This window comes from Streptomyces sp. RKAG290 (assembly GCF_023701695.1).
Taxonomy (GTDB): domain Bacteria; phylum Actinomycetota; class Actinomycetes; order Streptomycetales; family Streptomycetaceae; genus Streptomyces.
In genome coordinates this window covers 6450108-6472280 of the sequence record NZ_JAJOZC010000001.1, presented here as the reverse complement: position 1 = coordinate 6472280, position 22173 = coordinate 6450108, and the positions used below count along the sequence as shown (strand labels likewise).

The 22173-nt window shown below is 71.3% G+C and carries 20 protein-coding genes and 2 pseudogenes; 5 read left to right on the top strand and 17 right to left on the bottom strand.

Going from position 1 to position 22173, the window contains the following annotated elements; translation table 11 throughout:
• Positions 1-7 precede the first annotated feature (7 nt).
• Positions 8-382 (top strand): RNA polymerase-binding protein RbpA, encoded by a 375-nt coding sequence (locus LNW71_RS28690; RefSeq protein WP_250970851.1) that lies wholly within the window; start codon positions 8-10, stop codon positions 380-382.
• A gap of 252 nt (positions 383-634) precedes the next feature.
• Here LNW71_RS28690 and fxsA read toward each other — a convergent pair.
• From fxsA to LNW71_RS28670, 4 genes and pseudogenes are all read right to left on the bottom strand, one after another.
• Positions 635-1215: pseudogene (gene fxsA, locus LNW71_RS28685) on the bottom strand (FxsA family membrane protein).
• A 65-nt stretch (positions 1216-1280) separates the two neighbouring features.
• Entirely contained in the window at positions 1281-2063 is a 783-nt protein-coding gene (locus LNW71_RS28680; RefSeq protein ID WP_250970850.1) for a polyprenol monophosphomannose synthase, read from the bottom strand.
• A gap of 527 nt (positions 2064-2590) precedes the next feature.
• Positions 2591-4231, bottom strand: a complete 1641-nt coding sequence (locus LNW71_RS28675) for an amidohydrolase (RefSeq protein WP_250970849.1) — start codon at positions 4229-4231, stop codon at positions 2591-2593.
• Positions 4232-4277: 46 nt separating this feature from the next.
• Positions 4278-4718 carry an Lrp/AsnC family transcriptional regulator gene (locus tag LNW71_RS28670; RefSeq protein WP_024493538.1) on the bottom strand — a complete coding sequence of 147 codons (441 nt, stop codon included), beginning with the start codon at positions 4716-4718 and terminating at the stop codon, positions 4278-4280.
• A gap of 202 nt (positions 4719-4920) precedes the next feature.
• On the opposite strand from LNW71_RS28670, the gene LNW71_RS28665 reads away from it, so the two are divergent.
• The gene (locus tag LNW71_RS28665) at positions 4921-5322 is read left to right on the top strand and encodes a hypothetical protein (RefSeq protein WP_250970848.1); all 402 of its coding nucleotides are present in this window, start codon (positions 4921-4923) and stop codon (positions 5320-5322) included.
• A 483-nt stretch (positions 5323-5805) separates the two neighbouring features.
• Here the strand turns inward: LNW71_RS28665 and LNW71_RS28655 are convergent, their stop codons facing one another.
• Positions 5806-6978 (bottom strand): acyl-CoA dehydrogenase family protein, encoded by a 1173-nt coding sequence (locus LNW71_RS28655; RefSeq protein WP_250970846.1) that lies wholly within the window; start codon positions 6976-6978, stop codon positions 5806-5808.
• Between the two features lie 383 nt (positions 6979-7361).
• Between LNW71_RS28655 and LNW71_RS28650 the strand changes: the two genes are divergently transcribed.
• The gene (locus LNW71_RS28650) at positions 7362-8636 is read left to right on the top strand and encodes a glycoside hydrolase family 18 protein (protein ID WP_250970845.1); all 1275 of its coding nucleotides are present in this window, start codon (positions 7362-7364) and stop codon (positions 8634-8636) included.
• A gap of 71 nt (positions 8637-8707) precedes the next feature.
• Here LNW71_RS28650 and LNW71_RS28645 read toward each other — a convergent pair whose 3' ends face one another.
• On the bottom strand, positions 8708-8860 hold the full coding sequence (locus LNW71_RS28645; protein WP_250970844.1) for an SCO1431 family membrane protein: 153 nt from the start codon (positions 8858-8860) through the stop codon (positions 8708-8710).
• Positions 8861-8976: 116 nt separating this feature from the next.
• Complete coding sequence (locus LNW71_RS28640; RefSeq protein ID WP_250970843.1) at positions 8977-10347, bottom strand: peptidase C39 family protein; 1371 nt, start codon at positions 10345-10347, stop codon at positions 8977-8979.
• A gap of 174 nt (positions 10348-10521) precedes the next feature.
• Here LNW71_RS28640 and LNW71_RS28635 point away from each other — a divergent pair, with 174 nt between their 5' ends.
• Both LNW71_RS28635 and LNW71_RS28630 read left to right on the top strand, forming a co-directional pair.
• Entirely contained in the window at positions 10522-11151 is a 630-nt protein-coding gene (locus LNW71_RS28635) for a hypothetical protein (protein ID WP_250970842.1), read from the top strand.
• A gap of 359 nt (positions 11152-11510) precedes the next feature.
• Complete coding sequence (locus tag LNW71_RS28630) at positions 11511-13403, top strand: AAA family ATPase (protein ID WP_250970841.1); 1893 nt, start codon at positions 11511-11513, stop codon at positions 13401-13403.
• Between the two features lie 140 nt (positions 13404-13543).
• Here LNW71_RS28630 and LNW71_RS28625 read toward each other — a convergent pair whose 3' ends face one another.
• The 10 genes and pseudogenes from LNW71_RS28625 to ribD all read right to left on the bottom strand — a co-directional run bounded on the left by LNW71_RS28625 (position 13544) and on the right by ribD (position 22084).
• Positions 13544-14641, bottom strand: a complete 1098-nt coding sequence (locus tag LNW71_RS28625) for a hemolysin family protein (RefSeq protein WP_250970840.1) — start codon at positions 14639-14641, stop codon at positions 13544-13546.
• The gene (locus tag LNW71_RS28620) at positions 14638-16008 is read right to left on the bottom strand and encodes a hemolysin family protein (RefSeq protein WP_250970839.1); all 1371 of its coding nucleotides are present in this window, start codon (positions 16006-16008) and stop codon (positions 14638-14640) included. The genes LNW71_RS28625 and LNW71_RS28620 overlap by 4 nt, the downstream gene beginning before the upstream one ends.
• 183 nt (positions 16009-16191) lie before the next feature.
• Complete coding sequence (locus tag LNW71_RS28615) at positions 16192-16656, bottom strand: PH domain-containing protein (protein ID WP_250970838.1); 465 nt, start codon at positions 16654-16656, stop codon at positions 16192-16194.
• A gap of 21 nt (positions 16657-16677) precedes the next feature.
• Positions 16678-17526, bottom strand: coding sequence for an ATP phosphoribosyltransferase (gene hisG / locus LNW71_RS28610; protein WP_250970837.1), 849 nt, complete (start codon positions 17524-17526; stop codon positions 16678-16680).
• 62 nt (positions 17527-17588) lie between these two features.
• Complete coding sequence (locus LNW71_RS28605) at positions 17589-17861, bottom strand: phosphoribosyl-ATP diphosphatase (protein ID WP_018524273.1); 273 nt, start codon at positions 17859-17861, stop codon at positions 17589-17591.
• A 34-nt stretch (positions 17862-17895) separates the two neighbouring features.
• Positions 17896-18381 carry a 6,7-dimethyl-8-ribityllumazine synthase gene (gene ribH, locus LNW71_RS28600; RefSeq protein WP_250970836.1) on the bottom strand — a complete coding sequence of 162 codons (486 nt, stop codon included), beginning with the start codon at positions 18379-18381 and terminating at the stop codon, positions 17896-17898.
• Positions 18382-18430: 49 nt separating this feature from the next.
• Positions 18431-19729, bottom strand: a complete 1299-nt coding sequence (locus LNW71_RS28595) for a bifunctional 3,4-dihydroxy-2-butanone-4-phosphate synthase/GTP cyclohydrolase II (protein ID WP_250970835.1) — start codon at positions 19727-19729, stop codon at positions 18431-18433.
• The gene (locus LNW71_RS28590) at positions 19726-20370 is read right to left on the bottom strand and encodes a nicotinamide mononucleotide transporter family protein (protein WP_250970834.1); all 645 of its coding nucleotides are present in this window, start codon (positions 20368-20370) and stop codon (positions 19726-19728) included. Before LNW71_RS28590 ends, LNW71_RS28595 begins: the two co-directional genes overlap by 4 nt.
• Positions 20367-20983: pseudogene (locus LNW71_RS28585) on the bottom strand (riboflavin synthase). The gene LNW71_RS28590 and the pseudogene LNW71_RS28585 overlap by 4 nt, the downstream one beginning before the upstream one ends.
• Complete coding sequence (ribD, locus tag LNW71_RS28580) at positions 20984-22084, bottom strand: bifunctional diaminohydroxyphosphoribosylaminopyrimidine deaminase/5-amino-6-(5-phosphoribosylamino)uracil reductase RibD (protein WP_250970833.1); 1101 nt, start codon at positions 22082-22084, stop codon at positions 20984-20986.
• Positions 22085-22173: the final 89 nt, after the last annotated feature.

Sequence of the window (22173 nt, the reverse complement as noted above, 5' to 3'; positions counted from 1 at the left end):
ACGATTCATGAGTGAGCGAGCTCTCCGCGGCACGCGACTTGTGGTTACCAGCTACGAGACGGACCGCGGCATCGATCTGGCCCCGCGCCAGGCGGTGGAGTACGCATGCCAGAACGGACATCGATTTGAGATGCCGTTCTCGGTAGAGGCGGACATTCCGCCGGAGTGGGAGTGCAAGGCGTGTGGCGCCCAGGCACTCCTGGTGGACGGGGATGGCCCCGAGGAGAAGAAGGGCAAGCCTGCGCGCACGCACTGGGACATGCTCATGGAGCGGCGCACACGCGAGGAGCTGGAGGAGGTGCTGGCCGAGAGGCTGGCGGTTCTGCGCTCCGGAGCCATGAACATTGCCGTGCATCCGCGGGACAGCAGGAAGTCTGCCTGACCGCGTAGTACCGCACTGAGACAAGAGCCGCGGGCCGCGACACACCTGGTGTGTCGCGGCCCGCGGCTCTTGTCGTTTGCCTCGGCGGCAGGCTGCGGGGGTTGTTGCGGGCGCAGAGGGTGGTCGGTCCTGGGCGGTTCCGCGCCGGCGTCAAAGATGTCCTCAATCGCCGGACGGGCTTGAGGTGCCGGCCTGAGGTACCGCCTGAGGTACCGCCTTGAGGCACAGGCCTGAGCGCCGACCCCGGGGCGGTTACGGGGTGAGGGGCGGGCGGGGGTTCTCGTCGGGGTGGGTGGGCTCCTCGCGGATCACCTCGCCCTGGACGACCTTTCCGTCCGGCCGGTGCATACGGGCCTGCTGGAAGGCGTCCGAGAGGCCACCGGGAGTCGCCGCACGCATCCGGCGCTCCAGCGACCGCTCCGTGTACCTGCTGAGTGCCGACCGGACCGGCGGCACCAGGAGCAGCAGTCCGGCCACGTCCGAGATGATCCCGGGATCATGATGAGCAGCCCGCCGAGCATCAGGAAGCCGTTGCCCCTGCTGCTCGCCGGAGCCGGGGAGGAGCCGACGGCACCGGCGCCCGGCTGGCCGGGCATCTGCTGGAGCGTCTCGGTGAGGTTGCGGAAGGCGCGGCGGCCGGCCCGCTTCATCACCACGGCCCCGAGCACGACGCCCGCGGCCAGGAGCAGCAGGACGGCGAACCCGCTCGCCACGTCTGCCACCACGACGAGCAGCCAGATCTCCAGCACCGCCCAGGCGGCTACGGCGAGAGGTATGAAGGTCCGGGCGCGCGAGCGTTTCCGGGCGGTCGGGGGCGGTGTGCCGGTCGTCATGCCCCCAGTGTGCCTGGACCCCGGTCCGATCGGGGTAAGGGGCGAGGACGCTCAGGCCGGAGTCGTCAGGGCGTCCGGCGGCCGAGCACCCGGTTCGTCCGCGTCGTGACGCCCCAGGCCGTCACCCGCCAGAGGGCCTCGACGAGGATGTCCCGGCTCATCTTGGAGTCGCCGATCTCCCGGTCGACGAAGGTGATCGGGACCTCGACGACGTGATAGCCGGCCTCGATCGCGCGGCGCGCCAGGTCGACCTGGAAGCAGTAGCCCTGCGAGGCGACCTCGTCGAGCCCGATCCCCTGCAGCGTCTCGGTGCGGAAGGCCCGGTATCCGCCGGTGACGTCCCTCGTCTGCAGGCCCAGCAGCAGCCGCGAGTACGTGCTGCCGCCGCGCGAGATCATCTCGCGGGACTTGGGCCAGTTGACCACGCGTCCGCCCGGCACCCAGCGGGATCCCAGCACCAGGTCCGCGCCCTTGAGGGCGGTGAGCAGCCGGGGCAGTTCCTCGGGCTGGTGGGAACCGTCCGCGTCCATCTCGACGAGCACGCCGTAGTCGTGCTCCATCCCCCAGCGGAAGCCGGCGAGGTAGGCGGCGCCGAGCCCTTCCTTGCCCTTGCGGTGCAGCACGTGGACCTGGTCGTCCACGGCGGCCAGCTCGTCGGCGAGCTTGCCGGTGCCGTCGGGGCTGTTGTCGTCGGGGCTGTTGTCGTCGGCGACCAGGATGTCGGCCTCCGGCACGGCGGCGCGCACCCGGCTGACGATCGGCTTGATGTTCTCGGCCTCGTTGTAGGTCGGAATGATCACCAAGGTTCTGCCGAGCGGGCCGTATCGCCTCTGACCGCCGTCGTTCACTTACTGCCCCTTACGTCCGTACGCAGATGCACACCATATCCAGCGTGGCGGGCTCTCAGACCGGCCCGGTCGGACGGCACGGGAAGCGGCGGCGGACAGAAGAGCGGAAGTACGGACAGAACTGCGGATCGGGGCCCGGCGTCCTTCGGGCCGACCTGGGACCCGCCGGCTGCGGATCGACCTAGAGCCGTTGTCTACTGAACGTCCGGGCCCCACCCGGGTCGCACCCTCCGTCCGGCTGAAACCTTCCCTCGCCCCCGAGGCGCGGGCGCTGAACCTGGCTGTCAGTGGTGGTGCGCCGGTGCGGCACACCACCCCATGACCCAGCGGCGTTCGACGACTGCGTGGACGTTTAACCGGTCGGACGTCCTGTGGTGGACTCGGCCGAACCTACCGGCCGGTGGGCGCATTCTGTCAATAGTTGCCTGACCTGCACCGTTTACCGAACTTGCCTGGTCAGTACCGAAGATACCCAGGTCGTGGGAGAACCGGGGCACCTTCGATCGGCGGTACGAAATGTCCGCACGTCACTCGTTCGGCCGTACGTAGACAGTTTGTCCGAAGACGACCGTGCGCAGGCAGACCGGGAGTTCGCCCCCCGGGCTGAGGTCGGGCAGTCCCGGGGTTCCCGACCTCGGGTCGGTCGACCAGCGGGCCACCCGGTCGTCCGGGGCCTGGACCACCAGCTCCTCGGTGCGCCAGACCGCGTAGTCGGCCGGGGCGCCGGGCACCAGGGTGCCCGCGTCGTCGCGGCCGACGGCCCGCCAGCCGCCCCTGGTGTGGGCGGTGAAGCCGGCCCGTACCGAGATCCGGTGCTCCGGCGTCCGGTGGAAGGCCGCTGCCCGCACGGTCCCCCACGGGTCCAGCGGGGTCACCGGGCTGTCGGAGCCGAACGCGAGGGGCACACCGGCCCGCAGGAGGGCCGCGTAGGGGTTCAGGGTCCTCGCCCGCCCGGCACCCAGCCGCTGGGCGTACATGCCCTCCTCACCGCCCCAGGCGGCGTCGAAGGCGGGCTGGACGGACGCGGTGAGACCCAGTTCCGCGAAAGCGGCGACGGTTTCGGGCGTGAGCATCTCGGCGTGCTCGATCCGGTGCCTGGCGGCCCGGACCCGGCCCAGGCCGACCTGCTCGGCGGCGGCCCTGACGCCCGCGACGACGGCGGACAGCGCCGCGTCACCGATGGCGTGGAAGCCCGCCTGCAGCCCCGCCTCGGTGCAGGCGGCGACGTGGGCCGCGATCTGTGCGGCGTCCAGGTGGGCGGCGCCGGTGAGCGGGGCGTCGTCGTACGGCTCGTGGAGGCAGGCCGTGTGCGAGCCGAGCGAGCCGTCGACGAAGAGGTCCCCGGCCGCGCCCACCGCGCCGAGTTCCCTGATGCGCCGGGCATCCTTCTCGTCGCCGACCTGTTCGGCCCAGTAGCCGAAGACCCGCGGTCCGCGCTGTCCGGCCGCGAGCCTCAGCAGCGCGGTGAAGTCCTCCTCGTCGGAGATGTCCGGGCCGCCGCACTCGTGCACGGTGCCGATGCCCAGGGACGCGGCGTGGCTCAGCGCCGCGCGCTGGGCGTCGGCACGCTGCTGCGGGGAGACGGCGCCGTGGGCCGCCGCGCGCACCGCGTGGTGGGCGGCGGCGGTCAGCGGCGCCTCGGGGTGGTATCCGGTCAGCGAGGCGATGCCGGGGACCAGATCGAGCAGCGCGGTGCTGACGACCGCCGAGTGCACGTCGATCCGGGGCAGGTAGACCGGCCGGCCGGCGGCCGCCGCGTCGAGTTCGGCGCGCGAGGGCGGGCGCTGCTCGGGCCAGCGGGTGGCGTCCCAGCCGTGCCCCAGAACCACCCGGTCGGCGGGGTGCGCCACCACGTAGGTACGTACGAGAGCGAGGGCCTCGCCGAGGGTGCGGGCGCCGGAGAGGTCGAGGCCGGTGAGGGCCAGTCCGGTCGACGTGGTGTGGACGTGGGCGTCGGTGAACGCGGGGGTGACCAGGGCCCCGTCCAGGTCGATCACCTCATCGACGCCGCCGGCGAAGGCGTCGGCGGCCCCTTCGGAGCCCACCCAGGCGACATGGCCCCGTTCGACCACCATGGCGGTGGCGAAGGGGTCGGCGGGGCTGTGGACGTCTCCACCGCGCAGCAGCACGGTGCGGTGTTCGCTCTGGGGGGCGGTGCTCTCGGTCATGGTGACCAGTCTCCCGCCTGCCGGGGTGCGCCCGGTGCGCGACCCCTCAGATCTGCGGGGGCCGTGCCTCGTACGGCGTGGACAGGACGACCGTGGTGCGCGTGGAGACCCCGGCCAGCGAGCGGATCCGGGTCAGCAGGTGCTCCAGCTCGAGCGGGGTCGCGACCCGCACCTTGAGGATGTAGTTCTCGTCGCCCGCGACGCTGTGGCACGCCTCCAGCTCCGGGACACCGGCCAGCCGCTCCGCGATGTCGTCCGGGGCGCTCGGGTCGAAGGGCTTGACCGAGATGAACGCAGTCAGCGGCAGGCCGACGGCCTCGGGGTCGACGACCGCGGCGTAGCCCCGGATCACCCCGCGCTGCTCCAGCCTGCGGACCCGCTGATGAACGGCCGATGTGGACAGGCCCGTGGCCTTGCCCAGGTCGGTGTAGCTCATCCGCCCGTCCTTGACGAGCAACTCAACGATTTGACGGTCCAGCTCCTCCATATGGATCAATCTATGGCCCCAAGTCCCTCCAGGCACAGTCGTGGGAGCCCCGTAGGGGCACCTGCGGGGGCATGTGACGAATGCCACAGGTTTACGGGTCGGTAGCCGAGCGCCGCGCGGTTACGGCTGATCCGCGACGGGAAGTGCTTGCTTTGGCCGAGGCCACGGCGCCTTGTCGGCCCACCCGAGGGGGGAATTTCCCATGCAGAGCCTGAAGCTCACCGGACGTACCGAACCGGAGCCCGTCGATCCTTTCGAGGACACCGCTCCCGACGCGTACGACACGTTCGAGATGTACCGCGTCACCTGCCCGGACTGCGCGCAGCCGATCGCACTCCTGGCGGACGAGGACGCACTCCCGGAGCACGCGCTGTGCCCGACTCCGTGGAACCCGTTCGTACTCACGGTGTGTGCGGGTACCGGCACCGCGGCGTCGAAGGCGCAGCCCGCCGACGAGTCGCCCGAGGTCCAGGAGCAGGAGACAGCACTGCTGTTGACGCTCCCTCAGGGACTCGACTGGAGGATGCAGCCCTTCTCGCACGCCGGCGGCGCCGGCTCGCGCCCGTTCCGGGTGCCGAACCCGCTCCGGCGCGACGCCGCCTGAGGCAGCTTCCCGGCTCCGCGGGAGGGCCCGCACGCGGAGGGACACAGACCTGCGCCGCACCACGCCGGCCCGGCCGGCGTGGTGCGGCCGGCGGCCGTCGCGGGGCCCGCCCGTGCCCGCGAAGTCCCGCCGCCGCGGGTGAACCTGGTGAACAGGCGCTCGAATCAGCCGGACAGTGACCCGGCCCCGCCCTGCGGCGTTGGCCCGGCATGACCCTGCTGCACTCCACGGCCGGCCCCGGTCGCCGCCGTCTCGCCGCTCCGGCCGCCGAAGAATCGGTTCCGCGGCCCGGATCGTCACCGGCGCAGAAATCCGAGCCGCCCCGTCCGGCGCCGCGCTCGGTACCCCACTCGACCGATCCGCCCATCTACCGGGCGCTGCTCCGGAGCTGGGAGGGCACCGGCAGGACCCTGCCGGGCCGCCACGACCAGGAGTGGAACCGGATCATGACGACACCCGTGTGGTCGGACCGGCCGCTGCGGGTCAGCGCGTCTCAGGACCCGCGAGGTGGCGGGCGATGACCATCCGCTGGATCTGATTGGTGCCCTCGACGATCTGCAGCACCTTGGCCTCGCGCATCAGGCGCTCCACCGGGAAGTCCAGCGTGTAGCCGTATCCGCCGAGCACCTGGACGGCGTCGATGGTGACCCGCATCGCGGCGTCCGTGCAGAACAGCTTGGCCATCGCCGCCTGCCGCGAGAACGGGCTGCCCGCGTCGCGCAGCCTGGCGGCCTCCAGGTAGAGCGCCCGGCCGGCCTCGATCTGGGTGGCCATGTCGGCGAGCATGAACCGCAGCCCCTGGAAGTCCGCGATGGGGCGGCCGAACTGCTGGCGGCCGGTGGCGTAGGCGACGGCCTCGTTCAGCGCCGCCTGGGCCACACCGATGGCGCAGGCCGCGATGCCCAGCCGGCCGGAGTCGAGTGCGGACAGCGCGATCGCGAAGCCCTGGCCCTCCTCCCCGACCCGGCGCGCGTCGGGGATCCGGACGCCGTCGAAGTGCAGTTGGGCGGTGGGCGAGCCCTTCATGCCCATCTTCTTCTCGGGGAGGGCCGCGCCGAGTCCCGGGGCGTCGCCCGGCACGAGGAAGGCGGTGATTCCGCGGGCCCCGTCGGCGCCGGTCCGGGCCAGGACGGTGTAGAAGTCGGCGATGCCGCCATGGGTGATCCACGCCTTGGTGCCGGTGATGACCCAGTCCTCCCCGTCCCGTACGGCCTTCGTGCGCAGCGAGGCGGCATCGGAGCCCGAGGCGGGTTCGGAGAGGCAGTAGGCGCCCAGCAGGCCGCCCGAGAGCATCGCCGGGAGGTGCTCGGCCTGCTGTTCCTTGGTGCCGTAGCCGGCGACCGCGTGGCAGGCGAGGGAGTGGACGCTCACGCCGAGCCCGACGGTGAGCCGGGCGGCCGCGAGCTCTTCGAGGACCTGGAGATACACCTCGTACGGCTGGTCGCCGCCCCCGTGGGCGGAGTCGTACGGCAGTCCGAGCAGGCCGGACTCGGAGAGCAGGGTGAAGACTTCGCGCGGGAACCGGCCCGCGTCCTCCTCCTCGGCCGCCCGGGGCGCGATCTCCCGCTGGGCGATGTCCCGGACGAGCGCGATGAGCTGCGTGGACTCCTCGGTGGGCAGACGGCGTTCCACCAATTGCGGGGCACGGTCGGACATGACGGCGCTCTCCTCCCTGTCGGGCGTAGCGGCGGTCGCACGCGCGGGGTGTGAGCGGCGCCGCCGGGGGATCTCCGGGCATGGCCCGAAAACACTGCTGCCCAGCCGATGTTGCCCTCCCGGGTCACGAGAGGTGCGGGTCAGCGGCTGTGGCGGCTTGAGTATGCCCGATCGGACGGTATCCGTCACCGGGTGACAGAACACGCCCGGCAACGGGCCGCCGGCACCGGGCCGGTCGCCGGACTTGGTCCGAACCATTGACCCAACTGGTCTAGTCCATCTACGGTTCCCCCCGAACCGGCTTTCCGCGTTCATGCCAATCTCGTGCGTACGCCGAAAGCCGGCCACCAACCGGCAAGCACCCTCCCCCACGAGGAGCAACAATGATCGGACTGCACCGCCCGGGAGCCCGTCTCCGGGCCCTCGCCGCTGCCGCCTGTACCGCCGCTCTGGGCGCCGCCCTGCTGGGCGTCGCAGGCACCGGATCGGCCGGCGCGGCCCCCGCGTCCCAGCAGGCCGCAGCCTCCGCAGCAGCGCCCGCCGCCCCCACCGCGGCCGGCGACAAGGTGGTCGGGTACTTCACCGACTGGGGTGTCTACGAGCGCAATTACCACGTCAAGAACATCGAGACCTCGGGCTCGGCCGACAAGCTCACTCACATCAACTACTCCTTCGGCAACGTCCAGGGCGGCAAGTGCACGGTCGGTGACTCCTACGCCGACTACGAGAAGGCCTACACGGCCGACCAGTCGGTCGACGGGGTCGCGGACACCTGGGACCAGGAGCTGCGCGGCAGCTTCAACCAGCTCCGCAAGCTGAAGAAGCTGCACCCGAACCTCAAGGTCATCTGGTCGTTCGGCGGCTGGACCTGGTCCGGCGGCTTCGGTGAGGCCGCGCAGAACCCGGCCGCGTTCGCCGAGTCCTGCTACAACCTGGTGGAGGACCCCCGCTGGGCCGATGTCTTCGACGGCATCGACATCGACTGGGAGTACCCCAACTCCTGCGGTCTGAGCTGCGACACCAGCGGCCGTGACGCCTACGGCGGCCTGCTGTCCGCTCTCCGTTCCAAGTTCGGCGCGGACAACCTGGTCACCTCGGCGATCACCGCTGACGCCTCCGAGGGCGGCAAGCTCGACGCGGTCGACTACGGCGGCGCGGCCAAGTACGTGGACTGGTACAACCCGATGACGTACGACTTCTTCGGTGCCTGGGACGCCAAGGGCCCGACGGCCCCGCACTCCCCGCTGACCTCCTACACGGGCATCCCCAAGGAGGGCTTCAACAGCGACGCGGCGATCGCCAACCTGAAGGCGCAGGGCGTCCCCGCCTCGAAGCTGCTGCTCGGCATCGGCTTCTACGGCCGCGGCTGGACCGGCGTCACCCAGGACGCGCCCGGCGGCACCGCCACCGGCGCAGCCCCGGGCACGTACGAAGCGGGCATCGAGGACTACAAGGTCCTCAAGAACAGCTGCCCCACCACCGGCACGATCGCGGGCACTGCCTACGCCCACTGCGGCACCGACTGGTGGAGCTACGACACCCCGGCCACCATCGGCACCAAGATGGACTACAAGAACCAGCAGGGCCTGGGCGGCACATTCCTCTGGGAGCTCAGCGGTGACACCACCGACGGCGAGCTGATCAAGGCGATCAACTGACGTTCTCGCAGCAGCGTGACGGGGGCGGGGAGCCGGGCGGGCTCCCCGCCCCCGTCAGGTGCGCCGGCAGGTCACATGAGACCGAGCTGTGTGACGAACATGGCGATGACGACGACCAGCGTCCAGCCCAGGACGTTCTCCAGCAGCTTGGAGCGGTCATCGGGCCCGCCCGTCCGCGCGCGGCGACGGGCAGGGGTGGTGGTTGCGGCGGCAGTCGCGGTCATGGCATCTCGTTCGGTCGGCCGGCAGTCGGTGTCCCCCGAGGACCCGACCACAGTGCCAGCACGACGGACCCCCGGGGTAGAGACCTGCGTCACTGCCCCGAGGGAACCGGACCGCGTCAGCGCACCCCGACAGCGGCCAGAGCCCGGCGCTGGGCGGGCGTCGGGTGCGCGGGGAAGTACAGGTAGCAGACGCCGCCTGTGCCCGAGACCACACTGCCGCTCGCGTTGTAGCGCTTGGTGCGGAGCCAGATCGTCTCCCACTCGTGCCGGCGGTAGACGTGGCGCACCGCCTCGTCGTTCGGTGACGCGGGATCGTTGGCGATCACATCACCCTCGGCGGTGAAGCCGATCACCGTCATCAGGTGACCCGAGGTGCCGTACCCCGCACCCGTCAGCTCCTCCTTGAGGAACGACTGTGACGTTATGACCGGGATGCCCGCGCGGACCAGGGTCTCCAGGTCCGTCAGCGAGCTCAGCCGGGTCACCACGGCACTCATGTCCTCGTAGGTGGCGGCGTAGGCGGCGTTGAACGGCCAGTTGCCGCACCCCTCGTACTGGTTGTCGTACGTGAAGCGCGCCGCCTGGCAGACCTGCGGGTCCTGAAGTCCCGGCTTGACCCAGGCGAGGTCCTCGGCGGTGGGAGTGCGGCCCCAGTACTCGATGATCATCTGCGAGGAGGTCGGGCTGCACCACGCCTCGCCGCCGTTGTCGTACTCCGGGTACTGACCCGCGTGCACGTTCTGCGAAAAGCGCGGCACCGGCAGCTCCCGCGCGAGGCCGGGGGCGGACGCGGGCACGGTGAAGCGGTCGGGGATGTCCGAAGCCATCGCGCCGAGCCGCCACACCGTGGGGGTGAGCCGGGTGCCGGGGGTGCGGTAGAGGGTCAGCCGCAGCCGGTAGGAGAGCAGGCGCAGGCCGCTCGCCGCGTCGTCCACCGAGAAGGTGTCGGTCCAGATGGAGCTCTTGCCGTCGCTCTGGTCGTCGACGGAGGTGCGGCGGATGTCCCCGTCGCCCGCCGCCCAGCGGCCCATGACGTACCAGGGGGTGCCCGTGCCGTCCGAGTAGGTGCCCTGGAGTTCGATCTGGATCCAGGTGCCGGCCGGGGTGTCCGCGTTCCAGGAGGCGATCGCCTCGGTGGCCGGGACGGCGGAGCGGTGGACCGGGGAGGTCCAGGTCGCGTACTCCCAGGCCGCGGTGGTGCCGGTGTGCGGGTCGGTGTAGTCGGTACGTCCCAGCGGGTGGCTGATCACCAGGCCCGCCCGGCGGCCGGCGACCGCGCGCGTTCCGGCGCCGGAGCCGCAGCGCCAGTCGGTGTACGTACTCCAGGAATGGTTGTCCACGAGAGAGGCTGCCGCCGAAGGTGCGTGGTGCGGGGTACCGGACGGGGCCGCGGCCGCCGCGGAAGCGGCGGACGACAGCGCTCCGGCGCCGGCCGCTGCCGCGACGGCGGCGGTGAGCACGGTTCTGCGTGAGGTCGGACTGGGCATGGGCGAGACCCCCGGTCGTAAGCGGAATGGGGCTGCGTGTGCACGACAGTGCGCCAACTATTGCGGGTCGTGCCCCGGTTCGGCCAGCGATTCACGTCGTGCCGTGCGACCAATATTGGTCTCAACCACTGGCGTGACCTGCGACAGCTTCCCGGCGGCTCGTAGGCTGGACCCATGGCTGACCTCTCGCTCCACGCCGCGCGGCTTCGCACGCTTGCGCCGTCCTGCGGGCCGGTACGGCTGATCGGCGTCGACGGCCACGCAGGATCGGGCAAGAGCACCTTCGCCGCCCGCCTCGCGGCGGCGCTCGACGACGCCCCCGTGCTGCACCTGGACGATCTGGCCACCCACGAGCAGCTGTTCGACTGGACGGACAGGCTCAGGGAGCAGGTGATCGAGCCGCTCTCGCGCGGCGACCGCGCCCGCTACGAGCCGTACGACTGGACGTCCCGGAACTTCGGTCCTCCGCGCGCCCTGGAGCCCGCCCCGGTGGTTCTGATCGAGGGGGTCGGTGCCGGCCGACGGGCCCTGCGCCCCTTCCTGGCACACCTGTTGTGGATGGAGCTGCCCGCCACCGAGTCCTGGGAGCGGGGCCGGCGGCGGGACGGGCCGGCCCTGACCGCCTTCTGGGACGAGTGGACCACCGCCGAGGAGGCTCATTTCTCGGCCGATCCCTCCCGCCCCTCGGCCGACGCGCTGGTACGCCAGTTGCCTGTGGGGTACGAGTGGCTGGAGGGAACCCGTGCGACAGCAGGAGCGAACCATTCCGTGACCGAACGTGAGCGTCCGGCACCGCCATACTGAGCAGTCGGAAATCGGCCCGGAAGTGCCTCAACTCTGCTTGACCCGGGGGCGGTACAGGTCTTACGTTCTCAATGTGCGGCTTTTCGGAGCCCCCGCAGACGCGAAGCCCCCGGTTGTTCCCCCGTGATCGGGGGCTTCGCTCTGTGCTCGATGTTCCTTTCCGGCCTCGCTCCACCCCATTCCGCTTACCCTGGGTCACCTTCTTTCTTCGGCCTGCGGCGCCCTTAGTCGGACACTCCCTGCGCAGGTACGATGCCTCTCGGTGCGGTCAATTCCCGTCCACGGCACAGCGATTCGGCACGCCTCGGCGGGCCGTCGTGCGGCGGGACATCCTGGGGGCACGGTTTGTGGGGGACCTGATGGACATCGGCACGCAGGGCGCACAGGCCCCGGCCGACCTCGCGTGGCTGCGCGGCGTGGACGCCTACACGATGGGCGCCTACCCGCAGGCCGAAGAGGAATTCAGAGCTGCGGTGCGCCTGGATCCCGGCATGGCGGACGCCTGGCTGGGCCTCCATGCGCTGCGGGTCGACACGACGACGGCGCTGCTGCACATGCACCGCCACCGCGACCGCTTCGGCGAGCAGCGTGGCCGGCATCGCCGCACGCTGAACTCCTGGTACTGGCTCGGCTGGTGGGTGCAGCCGGTACTGGAGAGCCCGCGCGATCTGCTGCTCGCGCACGCCTCGCACTGGCTGGACGGACGCCATGTGCCGGAGCTCGACCGGGCGCTGGCCGGGCTGCCGCCGGTGGACGCCGACAGCCAGGTCCGCTTCCTGCACGCCTGCCGCTCCTACCTCGTCAAGGACTGGGAGCAGCTCGTACGCCATACGGAGCAGCTGATCGACGACCCGCTGCTTGGCATCGAGGCAGGACTCTTCGGCGGCATGGCGCGGGTGCGGCTGGAGATGTACGGGCAGGCCGAGCCGCTGCTCTCCACCGCCCTGATGCGCTGCCGCAGCGAGCAGCCGCAGCGCAAGGAGCTTCGCTACTGGCTGGCCCGGGCACACGAAGGCACCGGCCGCAGTGCGGCCGCGCTGCCGCTGTACCGGGCGGTGCACCGGATCGACCCGGCCTTCATGGACACCTCGGCACGGCTGGCCGCCATCGCGGACTACGACGGCCTGGAAGGTTCCGACGAGGTGTCCGGCCTGGCCGCCGTCTCGCTGACCGGCCTGGGCGCCGACGGGGCCTTCGCGGAGAGCCAGCCGGACGGCGACTCGCTGCTGGGTACCGACCTCGTGGACGGCCGGGAGCTGCGCCCGGGCGGCGAGCCGCAGGACCTGCCGGGCGTCGGGGTGTCACCACCGCCGGGCAGGGCGCGGGAGAAGACCGCGGTGCCGGGACAGTCCGCGCCGCAGCCGTTCCCGGCCGGGCCCAGTGATCCGGTGCTGCTTGCCGAGGCACTGGCGGAGCTGGAGCGGATGGTCGGCCTGGAACCGGTGAAGCGACAGGTCAAGGCCTTGTCCGCGCAGCTGAACATGGCGCGGCTGCGGTCCGGCCAGGGGCTGCCCGTGCAGCCGCCGAAGCGGCACTTCGTCTTCTCGGGCCCCTCCGGGACCGGGAAGACCACCGTGGCCCGCATCCTGGGCCGGGTGTTCTACGCCCTGGGCCTGCTCGGCGGGGACCATCTGGTCGAGGCCCAACGGGCCGACCTGGTCGGCGAGTTCCTGGGCCAGACCGCGGTGAAGGCCAATGAGCTGATCGACTCGGCGCTGGGCGGGGTGCTCTTCGTCGACGAGGCGTACAGCCTCTCCAACACCGGTTACAGCAAGGGCGATGCCTACGGGGACGAGGCCCTGCAGGTCCTCCTCAAGCGTGCGGAGGACAACCGGGACCATCTCGTCGTCATCCTGGCCGGATACCCGGAGGGCATGGACCGGCTGCTCGCCACCAATCCGGGGCTGTCCTCGCGCTTCACCACCCGGGTGGACTTCCCCAGCTACCGCCCGCTGGAGCTCACCTCGATCGGCGAGGTGCTGGCCTCGGAGAACGGCGACGCGTGGGACGAGGAGTCGCTGGACGAGCTGCGCTCCATCAGCGGCCATGTCGTCGATCAGGGCTGGCTCGACGAGCTGGGCAACGGCCGGTTCCTGCGCACGCTGTACGAGAAGAGCTGCGCCTACCGCGACTTGCGGCTCTCCGGCTATGCGACGGTGCCGACGCGGGACGACCTGGCGACGCTGCGGCTGCCGGATCTGATGCAGGCGTACGGCGAGGTGCTGTCGGGGCGGCGGCCGCCCGCGGGGTGACGGGCCGGCCGTCCTCGGCGGGCGCATGGGCCGGGCGGTCCGGGGTCACCGCTTCGTCCTCGATCGCCGGACGGGCTCGAAGTGCCCGTGTCTCCGTGCGGAGCCGGTCTCCCGTCCGGCGATCGAGGATCGTGCGCGGGTCAGCCGACCAACGCCGTGAGTTCGTCCGAGTCCGTCTTCTTCTCCTCGGTGCGGCGGGGTTCCGAGACGCGGTGGGCCGGGTCGCGTACCTCGCCGACCAGCATCTCCAGCACGTCCTCCATGGCGACCAGCCCGAGGACCCGGCCCGACGCGTCCGCGACCTGGGCCAGGTGCGTCGCGGCGCGGCGCATCACTGTCAGGGCGTCGTCCAGCGGCAGCTCGGCCCGTACCGTCGCCATCGGGCGCCATACGTGCTGCGGCACCGCCCGCTCGCCGTCCTCCAGGTCGAGGACGTCCTTGACGTGCAGGTAGCCCATGAACGGGCCACCGCCCTCGGCGCAGACGGGGAACCGGGAGTAGCCGGTCCGTACCGTGAGCTCCTCGATCCGGTGCGGGGTGACGGAGGGGTCGACCGTCACCAGGGACCCCCGGCGGAGCATCACATCGGTGACGGGCCTGCTGCCCAGCTCCAGTGCGTCCTCCAGCCGTTCCTGTGCCTCGGGCTCCAGGAGTCCGGCCTGCCCGGAGTCCTCGACCAGCCGGTTGAGCTGCTCGCTGGTGAAGACGGCCTCCACCTCGTCCTTGGGCTCCACGCCGAAGAGCCGGAGCACCAGGCGGGCGCAGGCGCCGAGCGCGGAGGTGACCGGGCGGCAGAGGCGGGCGAAGCCGACCAGGCCGGGGCTGAGCCACAGCGAGGTCTTCTCCGGGGCCGCCATCGCCAGGTTCTTCGGGACCATCTCGCCGATGACGAGGTGGAGGAAGACGACGAAGACCAGCGCCAGCACGTAGCCGAGCGGATGGATCAGCCCCTCGGGCAGATGCACCGCGTGGAAGACCGGCTCCAGGAGCTGGGCGACGGTCGGTTCCGCGACGGCGCCCAGGGTCAGTGAGCAGACGGTGATGCCGAACTGGGCGGCCGCCATCATCTGCGGCAGGTTCTCCAGGCCGTACAGCACCTGGCGGGCCCGGTTCGACCCGGTTGCCGCGAGGGGTTCGATCTGGCTGCGGCGCACCGAGACGAGTGCGAACTCGGCGCCGACGAAGAAGCCGTTCGCGAGGACGAGAAGTCCGGCGAAGAGCAACTGGACCATGCTCATCGCGCAGCCTCCAGGACACCGCGGGCCGCCGGTTCGGCGGTGACCGGGTCCGATGCCCCGGCCAGGCGCACGAAGCGGACCTTCTCGGCCCGGTAGTGGCCGACCTGGCGGACCGCGATCCGCCAGCCGGGGAGTTCGGCCCGGTCGCCGGGGGCCGGGATCCGGCCCAGCAGGTCGGCGACCAGTCCGGCCACCGTCTCGTACGGGCCGTCGGGTACGTCGAGGCCTATCCGCCGCAGCGTGAGCACCCGGCAGCTGCCTTCGGCGTCCCAGGCGGGCCTGCCGTCCTCGGGGGCGGCGGGGGCCAGCTCGGGGCGGTCGGCGCCTTCGGCGTCGTGCTCGTCCCTGACCTCGCCGACGAGCTCCTCGATGATGTCCTCGAGGGTGACGACACCGGCGGTGCCGCCGTACTCGTCGACCACGACGGCGATCGGCTGCTCCTTGCGCAGCCGCTGGAGCAGCTGCTCGACGGGCAGGGTCTCGGGCACCAGCAGCGGCGGGACCGCGATCCGGCCGGCCGGGGTCCGCATCCGCTCCGCCGCCGGAACGGCGAGCGCGTCCTTGAGGTGGATCATGCCGACCACCTCGTCGATGCGCTCCCGGTAGACGGGGAAGCGGGAGAGGCCGGTGGCCCGGGTGAGGTTGAGGACGTCCGCCGCGGTGGCGGACGACTGCAGGGCGCTGACCTTCACACGGGGGGTCATGACGTGCTGGGCGGTGAGCCCGGCGAGCGACAGGGTCCGTACGAAGAGATCAGCGGTGTCCTGTTCGAGGGTGCCGGCCTCGGCCGAGTGCCTGGCCAGGGAGACCAGCTCCCCCGGGGTGCGGGCGGAGGCCAGCTCGTCGGTCGGCTCGACACCGAGCAGCCGCACCAGGCGGTTGGCGACGGTGTTCAGCAGCCCGATCACCGGCCGGAAGACCCGGGTGAACCGGTGCTGGGGTCCGGCGACGAACCGGGCGACCTGGAGCGGCTTGGAGACCGCCCAGTTCTTCGGTACGAGCTCGCCGATCACCATCTGGACGGCGGCCGCGAGCAGCATGCCGAGCACCACGCTGATGCCGGGTACGGCACCTTCGGGGAGACCGGTCAGGGTCAGCGGGCCGTCCAGCAGCTGGGCGAGCGCCGGCTCGGCGAGCATGCCGACCACCAGTGAGGTGATGGTGATGCCGAGCTGGGTGCCGGACAGCTGGAAGGAGAGCTCGCGCAGGGCGTCGACGACGGTACGGGCCCGCCGGTCGCCCTCGGCGGCGGCGCGCTCGGCGTCCGCCCGTTCCACGGTGACAAGCCCGAACTCGGCTGCCACGAAGAATCCGTTGGCGAGGATGAGAAGGAATGCCGCGCTGAGAAGCAGCAGGGGGGTGGTCATGCCGCCGCCTCCACGGAAGGGGCGGCGCAGGTACTACCGGAAGATCCGTCCATTGCTGGAGGGAGTCACTCCTTGGGTCGCAGGAAAGCCCCGCGGGTCTCGGGGACCACTGGTGGGGGCGGGGCGCACAGGGCGCCGCCGCCCTCCAGAGTAATCAACAGGAGGCCGTAGGGGGCAGGGGGCTCAGCCGTTGTCCGTGCCGGTGCCGTGGTTCTCGGCGAGGGCACGCAGTGCACGGGCGTCGCGGATGGCCTGGTCCTTGGCGATTCCGGGCTGGATGCCGAGGGCGGGCAGGCTGGTCCCGTCGCTGAGGTCGAGGAATACCCACGGGTCGCCGACACGCAGGTTGACCCGCACGATCTGGGCCCAGGACAGCCGCCGGGTGCGGGTGAGATTCACCACGGTCACCCCCTCGGCGTCCGCGACGATCTTGGGGCGGCTGAGCAGCCCCAGGACGCCGAGGAAGACCAGCGCGGTGAAGACGAAGCTGGTCCGCTCCCCCGGGCTGAGCTGTTCGAGGGTGAAGGCGACGACGGTGATGACGGCGAACATCACCACCCCGACGCTCAGCAGGACCACCCGGGTGCGGGTCGGCCGGAAGGTGACCGGAAGGGCGGGGGGCTGGGTCCGGGGTGCGGAGCCTGGCATGGTCTTCTTCCCGTCCCGCCGTCAGAGCCGGCAGGCGTGGATGGCCGTGGTGAGGATGGCGCGGGCACCGAGGTCGTACAGGTCGTCCATGATCCGCTGCGCCTCCTTGGCGGCGACCATGGAGCGGACGGCGACCCAGCCCTCGTGGTGCAGCGGGGAGATGGTCGGCGACTCCAGCCCCGGGGTGAGGGCGACGGCGCGCTCCAGGTGCTCGACGCGGCAGTCGTAGTCCATCATCACGTAGCTGCGGGCGACCAGGACGCCCTGCAGGCGGCGCAGGAACTGCTGCACCTTGGGCTCGTCGTCCGGAGCGCCGGTGCGGCGGATGACGACCGCTTCCGACTTCATGATCGGTTCGCCGATGACCTCGAGTCCGGCGTTGCGCAGGCTGGTGCCGGTCTCGACGACGTCGGCGATGATCTGCGCGACACCGAGCTCGATGGCGGTCTCGACGGCACCGTCCAGGTGGACGACGGAGGCGTTGACCCCGAGGTCGGCGAGGTGCTTGGCGACGATGCCCTCGTAGGAGGTGGCGATCGTCATGCCGTCGAAGTCCTGCGGGCCCGCGGCCGTGCCGGGCTTGGTGGCGTAGCGGAACGTGGAGCGGGCGAATCCGAGCTGGAGGATCTCCTCCGACTCGGCACCGGAGTCCAGCAGCAGGTCGCGGCCGGTGATGCCGATGTCGAGGCGGCCCGAGCTGACGTAGATCGCGATGTCGCGGGGCCGCAGGTAGAAGAACTCCACCTGGTTCTCGGGGTCGACCAGGACGAGTTCCTTGGACTCCTTGCGCTGCTGGTATCCGGCCTCATGGAGCATCGCCATCGCAGGCCCTGAGAGTGAACCCTTGTTGGGGACGGCGATGCGCAGCATGAGGTCGGGTTTCCTTTGCGAAAGGGGTGTACGGAACGTGCGGGCGGGTGCGGAGGCCGTGCTCAGAGATGGGCGTAGACGTCGTCGAGCGAGATTCCGCGCGCGACCATCATCACCTGGACGTGGTACAGCAGCTGGGAGATCTCCTCGGCTGCGGCGTCCTTGCTCTCGTGCTCGGCGGCCATCCAGACTTCGGCGGCCTCCTCCACGACCTTCTTGCCGATGGCATGCACGCCCTTGTCCACCAGTTCGGCGGTACGGGACGTGGAGGGGTCGCCGTTGGCGGCCTTGAGCTGCAGCTCGGCGAAGAGCTCTTCGAAGGTTTTGTTCGCCATGATGTCCTTAGAATACGGGGTCGCGGCCCGGCACTCAGCGCCAGGGTTCGCTGACCGAGCGCAGTGTGGTGGCGGTGGCGACGGCAGCGGTGACCGCTTCGTGCCCCTTGTCCTCGTTGGACCCCTCAAGGCCTGCCCGGTCGAAGGCCTGCTCCTCGGTGTCACAGGTGAGGACGCCGAATCCGACCGGCACTCCGGTGTCGACGGCGACCTGGGTGAGGCCGTTGGTGACGCCGTGCGACACGTATTCGAAGTGCGGGGTGCCGCCACGGATGATCACGCCGAGGGCGACGATCGCGTCGTAGCCCCGCCCGGCCAGCACCTTGGCGACCACCGGGAGCTCGAAGCTGCCGGGCACCCTCAGCAGGGTCGGCTCGTCGATGCCCAGCTCGTGCAGGGCGCGCAGTGCGCCGTCGATGAGTCCGTCCATGACCTTCTCGTGCCACTGCGCGGCGACGACCGCCACACGCAGGTCACCGCAGTTGCGTACGGACAGTTCGGGTGCGCCCTTGCCGCTCATGTCTCTCCTACCGCTCGTTTCCTCGGATGACTGCTGGGGACTGCTGGTGTCACTGGTTGCCGCAGGTCGACACCGTGGCGGCGTCGAGCCAGGGCAGGTCGTGCCCCATGCGGTCGCGCTTGGTGCGCAGGTACCGCAGATTGTGTTCGCCGGCCTGGACGGGCATCGGTTCCCGTCCGGTGACGGCGAGGCCGTGCCGCAGGATCGCGGCGGTCTTCTCGGGGTTGTTCGTCATCAGGCGCAGGCTGTGGACGCCGAGGTCCTTCAGGATCTGGGCGCCGGCCGCGTAGTCCCGGGCGTCGGCCGGCAGTCCGAGCTCCAGATTGGCGTCGAGGGTGTCTACGCCGCGCTCCTGGAGTTCGTACGCGCGCAGCTTGGACACCAGGCCGATGCCGCGTCCCTCGTGGCCGCGCAGGTAGACGACGACGCCGCGGCCCTCCTCCGTGATGCGCTGCATGGAGGCGTGCAGCTGGGGGCCGCAGTCGCAGCGCTGGGACTGGAAGATGTCGCCGGTCAGGCATTCGGAGTGGACCCGGACCAGGACGTCGCCACCGTCCCCGAGGTCGCCGTGGACCAGCGCGACGTGCTCGACCCCGTCCACCGTGGAGCGGTAACCGTATGCGGTGAACGCGCCGAAGTTGGTCGGCAGCCGGACCTCGGCCTCGCGGCGGACGGTCGGCTCCGAGGTGCGCCGGTAGGCGATCAGGTCCTCGATGGAGATGATCGTCAGGCCGTGCTTGCGGGCGAACGGGACCAGCTGCGGCAGGCGCAGCATGACGCCGTCCTCGCCCGCGATCTCGACGATCGCCCCGGCGGGCCGCAGGCCGGCGAGCCGGGCGAGGTCGACGGCCGCCTCGGTGTGGCCGTTGCGCACGAGCACCCCGCCGGTGCGGGCACGCAGCGGGAAGATGTGGCCGGGCCGCACGAAGTCGCCGGGGCCCGCCGCGCCGCCCGCCAGCATCCGGAGCGTGGTGGCGCGGTCGGCGGCGGAGATGCCGGTGGTCACGCCGTGCGCGGCCGAGGCGTCGACGGAGACGGTGAACGCCGTCTTCATCGACTCGGTGTTGTGGTCGACCATCTGCGGCAGTTCGAGCCGTTCCAGCTCGTCGTTCTCCATGGGTGCGCAGATGAGTCCGCGGCACTCGCTCATCATGAACGCGACGATCTCGGGGGTGGCCTTCTCGGCCGCGATCACGAGGTCGCCCTCGTTCTCCCGGTCCTCGTCGTCGACGACCACGACGGGGCGTCCGGCGGCGATGTCACGGATGGCCTGCTCGACGGGGTCGAGGGTCAGCTTCTCGGCGAGTGCGTCGTGTTCCCGGTGCAACCAGGTGGGCTGGGCAGTCATGCCGTGACTCCTTCCAGAGCGGGTGTCCGCGTACGCAGCCACCAGTCGCGCATGCCCCACAGGACGAGGGCCCCGTAGACGACGTAGATGAGACCGGAGAAGGCGAGACCGCTGTGGAAGTTGAGCGGTACGCCGACCAGGTCGACGAGGAGCCAGGCGAACCAGAACTCGACCATGCCGCGGGCCTGGGCGAGCATCGCCACGAGCGTCCCGGCGAAGATGTACGCGTCGGCCCACGGGCTCCAGGACAGCGAGGGGAACGCGGTGAACAGGCCGCCGACGGCGAGGGTCCCGAGCGCCGCTCCGCCGAGCAGGTAGCCGCGCTCGCGCCAGGTGGCGAACCGTACGGCTATGGAACCGTCCTGGGCCTGCTGCCGGCCCCGGGTCCACTGCTGCCAGCCCCAGACCGCCACCGCGATGACGACGACCTGCTTGCCCACGCTGCCCGCCTGGTGCACGGAGACGTTGGCGGCGACCAGCACGACGCCGGAGAGCAGCTGGGCGGGCCAGGTCCAGATCGAGCGGAGCCAGCCCAGGGCCAGGGCGATCAGACCGACCGTGTTGCCGATCATGTCGGACCAGATGATGTGCTGGTCGAGGACGGTGAACGCCTCCGAGTTCAGCCAGTGCAGGGCGCTCACTTCGCCGGCTCCTCGGGCTCCTGCGCGGAGTTGCCGAGCAGCCGCTCGACGTACTTCGCGATGACGTCCACCTCTAGGTTGACCGGGTCGCCGGGCCCTTGTGGCCGAGCGTGGTCAGGGCGAGGGTGGTGGGGATGAGGCTGATGGTGAAGTAGTCGGGTCCGGCGTCCACGACGGTCAGGCTCACGCCGTCGACGGTGATCGACCCCTTCTCCACCACGTAGCGCGTCAGGTCCGCGGGGAGGGAGATCTTCACGATCTCCCAGTTCTCGGAGACCTTGCGCTCGACGATGCGGCCCGTGCCGTCGACGTGGCCCTGCACGATGTGTCCGCCGAGCCGGCCGCCGACCGCCATGGGCCGCTCCAGGTTGACCCGGGAACCGGCCTGCAGTGCACCCAGGCTGGACCGGTTCAGCGTCTCGGCCATCACGTCGGCGGTGAAATCCTGCTCGCCGAGGTCGACGACGGTCAGGCAGACACCGTTGACCGCGATCGAGTCGCCGTGCTTGGCGCCCTCGGTGACCACGGGACCACGCAGGCGGAATCGGGAGGAGTCGCCGAGGTCCTCGACGGCGGTGACCTCACCCAGTTCTTCGACAATTCCGGTGAACACTCAGTTTCCCTTCGGGGCAGGGCCGGGGACAGCGGTGATGCGCAGATCGGGGCCGATACACACGGTCTCGGTCACATGCAGGCGCAACGCCTGGGTGATGGTGGAGATTCCGGCGTCGGCGAGGGCCGCGGGGCCTGCACCGAGGAGCACGGGAGCGAGGTAGCCGACGATCCGGTCGACCTTTCCCGCCGCGACGAAGGCCCCGGCCAGGGTCGGTCCGCCTTCGAGGAGTACGGAGCGGATGCCTCGCCCGTGGAGGGCGGCGAGCAGCGCGGGGATGTCCAGTCCGGGGCCGGTGGCGGCGCGTGGCAGCCGCAGCACGGCCTCGTCGGGGAGGTGCCGGGTGTCGGCGTCGGGGGCGACCGCGATCAGGGTGGGTGCGGTGGCGTCGAGGACCCGCGCGCCGGGCCGGACGGCGGTGGCGGCGGTGTCGACGACGACCCGCAGCGGCTGGACGGCTCCGTCGACGCCCCGCACACCGAGCTGGGGGTCGTCGGTACGGGCGGTCCCGGAGCCGACCACCACGGCGTCGGCCTCGGCGCGCAGCCGGTGGACGTCGGCGCGGGACTCGGCGGAGGTGATCCAGCGGCTGGTGGCGTCGGCGGCCGCGATCCGGCCGTCCAGGGTCGCCGCGTACTTCCACGTGACGTGGGGACGGCCCAGGCGCACCGAGGTCAGCCAGGCGGCGTTGCCCGCCTCCGCCTCCTCGGCCAGCAGGCCGTGCTCAGCCTTGACCCCGGCGGCGCGCAGGGTGTCCGCACCGCCGGTGGCCTGCGGGTTCGGGTCGCCGACTGCGTACACGACACGGGCGACACCGGCCTCGATGAGCGCTTGGGCGCAGGGGCCGGTGCGGCCGGTGTGGTTACAGGGTTCGAGGGTGACGTAGGCGGTACCGCCGCGGGCCTTCTCGCCGGCCGCGCGCAGCGCGTGGACCTCGGCGTGCGGCCCGCCGGCGCGCTGGTGGAAGCCTTCACCGGCCGTTCGTCCCGTCGCGTCGAGCACGACGCACCCGACGACCGGGTTGGGGCTGGTGGAGCCGAGACCGCGGGCTGCGAGCGCGATGGCTCGGCGCATTGCGGTGGTGTCGGCTGCGGTGTCCACCGGGTCCTCCTGCCTCTTCGGGCACGGACTCCGGGGCCTGTCGATGTCGACAGATGAAGCGGAACGCAGGGCAGGGACGCCGGTTGCCG

What these genes read in the sequence shown, in the direction of transcription:
- LNW71_RS28640 (WP_250970843.1), bottom strand. Translation starts at nt 10,347, where the DNA reads ATGCCCAGTCCGACCTCACGCAGAACCGTGCTCACCGCCGCCGTCGCG.
- hisG (WP_250970837.1), bottom strand. Translation starts at nt 17,526, where the DNA reads ATGCTGCGCATCGCCGTCCCCAACAAGGGTTCACTCTCAGGGCCTGCG.
- LNW71_RS28630 (WP_250970841.1), top strand. Translation starts at nt 11,511, where the DNA reads ATGGACATCGGCACGCAGGGCGCACAGGCCCCGGCCGACCTCGCGTGG.
- LNW71_RS28615 (WP_250970838.1), bottom strand. Translation starts at nt 16,656, where the DNA reads ATGCCAGGCTCCGCACCCCGGACCCAGCCCCCCGCCCTTCCGGTCACC.
- LNW71_RS28605 (WP_018524273.1), bottom strand. Translation starts at nt 17,861, where the DNA reads ATGGCGAACAAAACCTTCGAAGAGCTCTTCGCCGAGCTGCAGCTCAAG.
- LNW71_RS28635 (WP_250970842.1), top strand. Translation starts at nt 10,522, where the DNA reads ATGGCTGACCTCTCGCTCCACGCCGCGCGGCTTCGCACGCTTGCGCCG.
- LNW71_RS28670 (WP_024493538.1), bottom strand. Translation starts at nt 4,718, where the DNA reads ATGGAGGAGCTGGACCGTCAAATCGTTGAGTTGCTCGTCAAGGACGGG.
- LNW71_RS28655 (WP_250970846.1), bottom strand. Translation starts at nt 6,978, where the DNA reads ATGTCCGACCGTGCCCCGCAATTGGTGGAACGCCGTCTGCCCACCGAG.
- ribH (WP_250970836.1), bottom strand. Translation starts at nt 18,381, where the DNA reads ATGAGCGGCAAGGGCGCACCCGAACTGTCCGTACGCAACTGCGGTGAC.
- LNW71_RS28620 (WP_250970839.1), bottom strand. Translation starts at nt 16,008, where the DNA reads ATGACCACCCCCCTGCTGCTTCTCAGCGCGGCATTCCTTCTCATCCTC.
- LNW71_RS28675 (WP_250970849.1), bottom strand. Translation starts at nt 4,231, where the DNA reads ATGACCGAGAGCACCGCCCCCCAGAGCGAACACCGCACCGTGCTGCTG.
- LNW71_RS28595 (WP_250970835.1), bottom strand. Translation starts at nt 19,729, where the DNA reads ATGACTGCCCAGCCCACCTGGTTGCACCGGGAACACGACGCACTCGCC.
- LNW71_RS28645 (WP_250970844.1), bottom strand. Translation starts at nt 8,860, where the DNA reads ATGACCGCGACTGCCGCCGCAACCACCACCCCTGCCCGTCGCCGCGCG.
- LNW71_RS28665 (WP_250970848.1), top strand. Translation starts at nt 4,921, where the DNA reads ATGCAGAGCCTGAAGCTCACCGGACGTACCGAACCGGAGCCCGTCGAT.
- LNW71_RS28650 (WP_250970845.1), top strand. Translation starts at nt 7,362, where the DNA reads ATGATCGGACTGCACCGCCCGGGAGCCCGTCTCCGGGCCCTCGCCGCT.
- LNW71_RS28690 (WP_250970851.1), top strand. Translation starts at nt 8, where the DNA reads ATGAGTGAGCGAGCTCTCCGCGGCACGCGACTTGTGGTTACCAGCTAC.
- LNW71_RS28625 (WP_250970840.1), bottom strand. Translation starts at nt 14,641, where the DNA reads ATGAGCATGGTCCAGTTGCTCTTCGCCGGACTTCTCGTCCTCGCGAAC.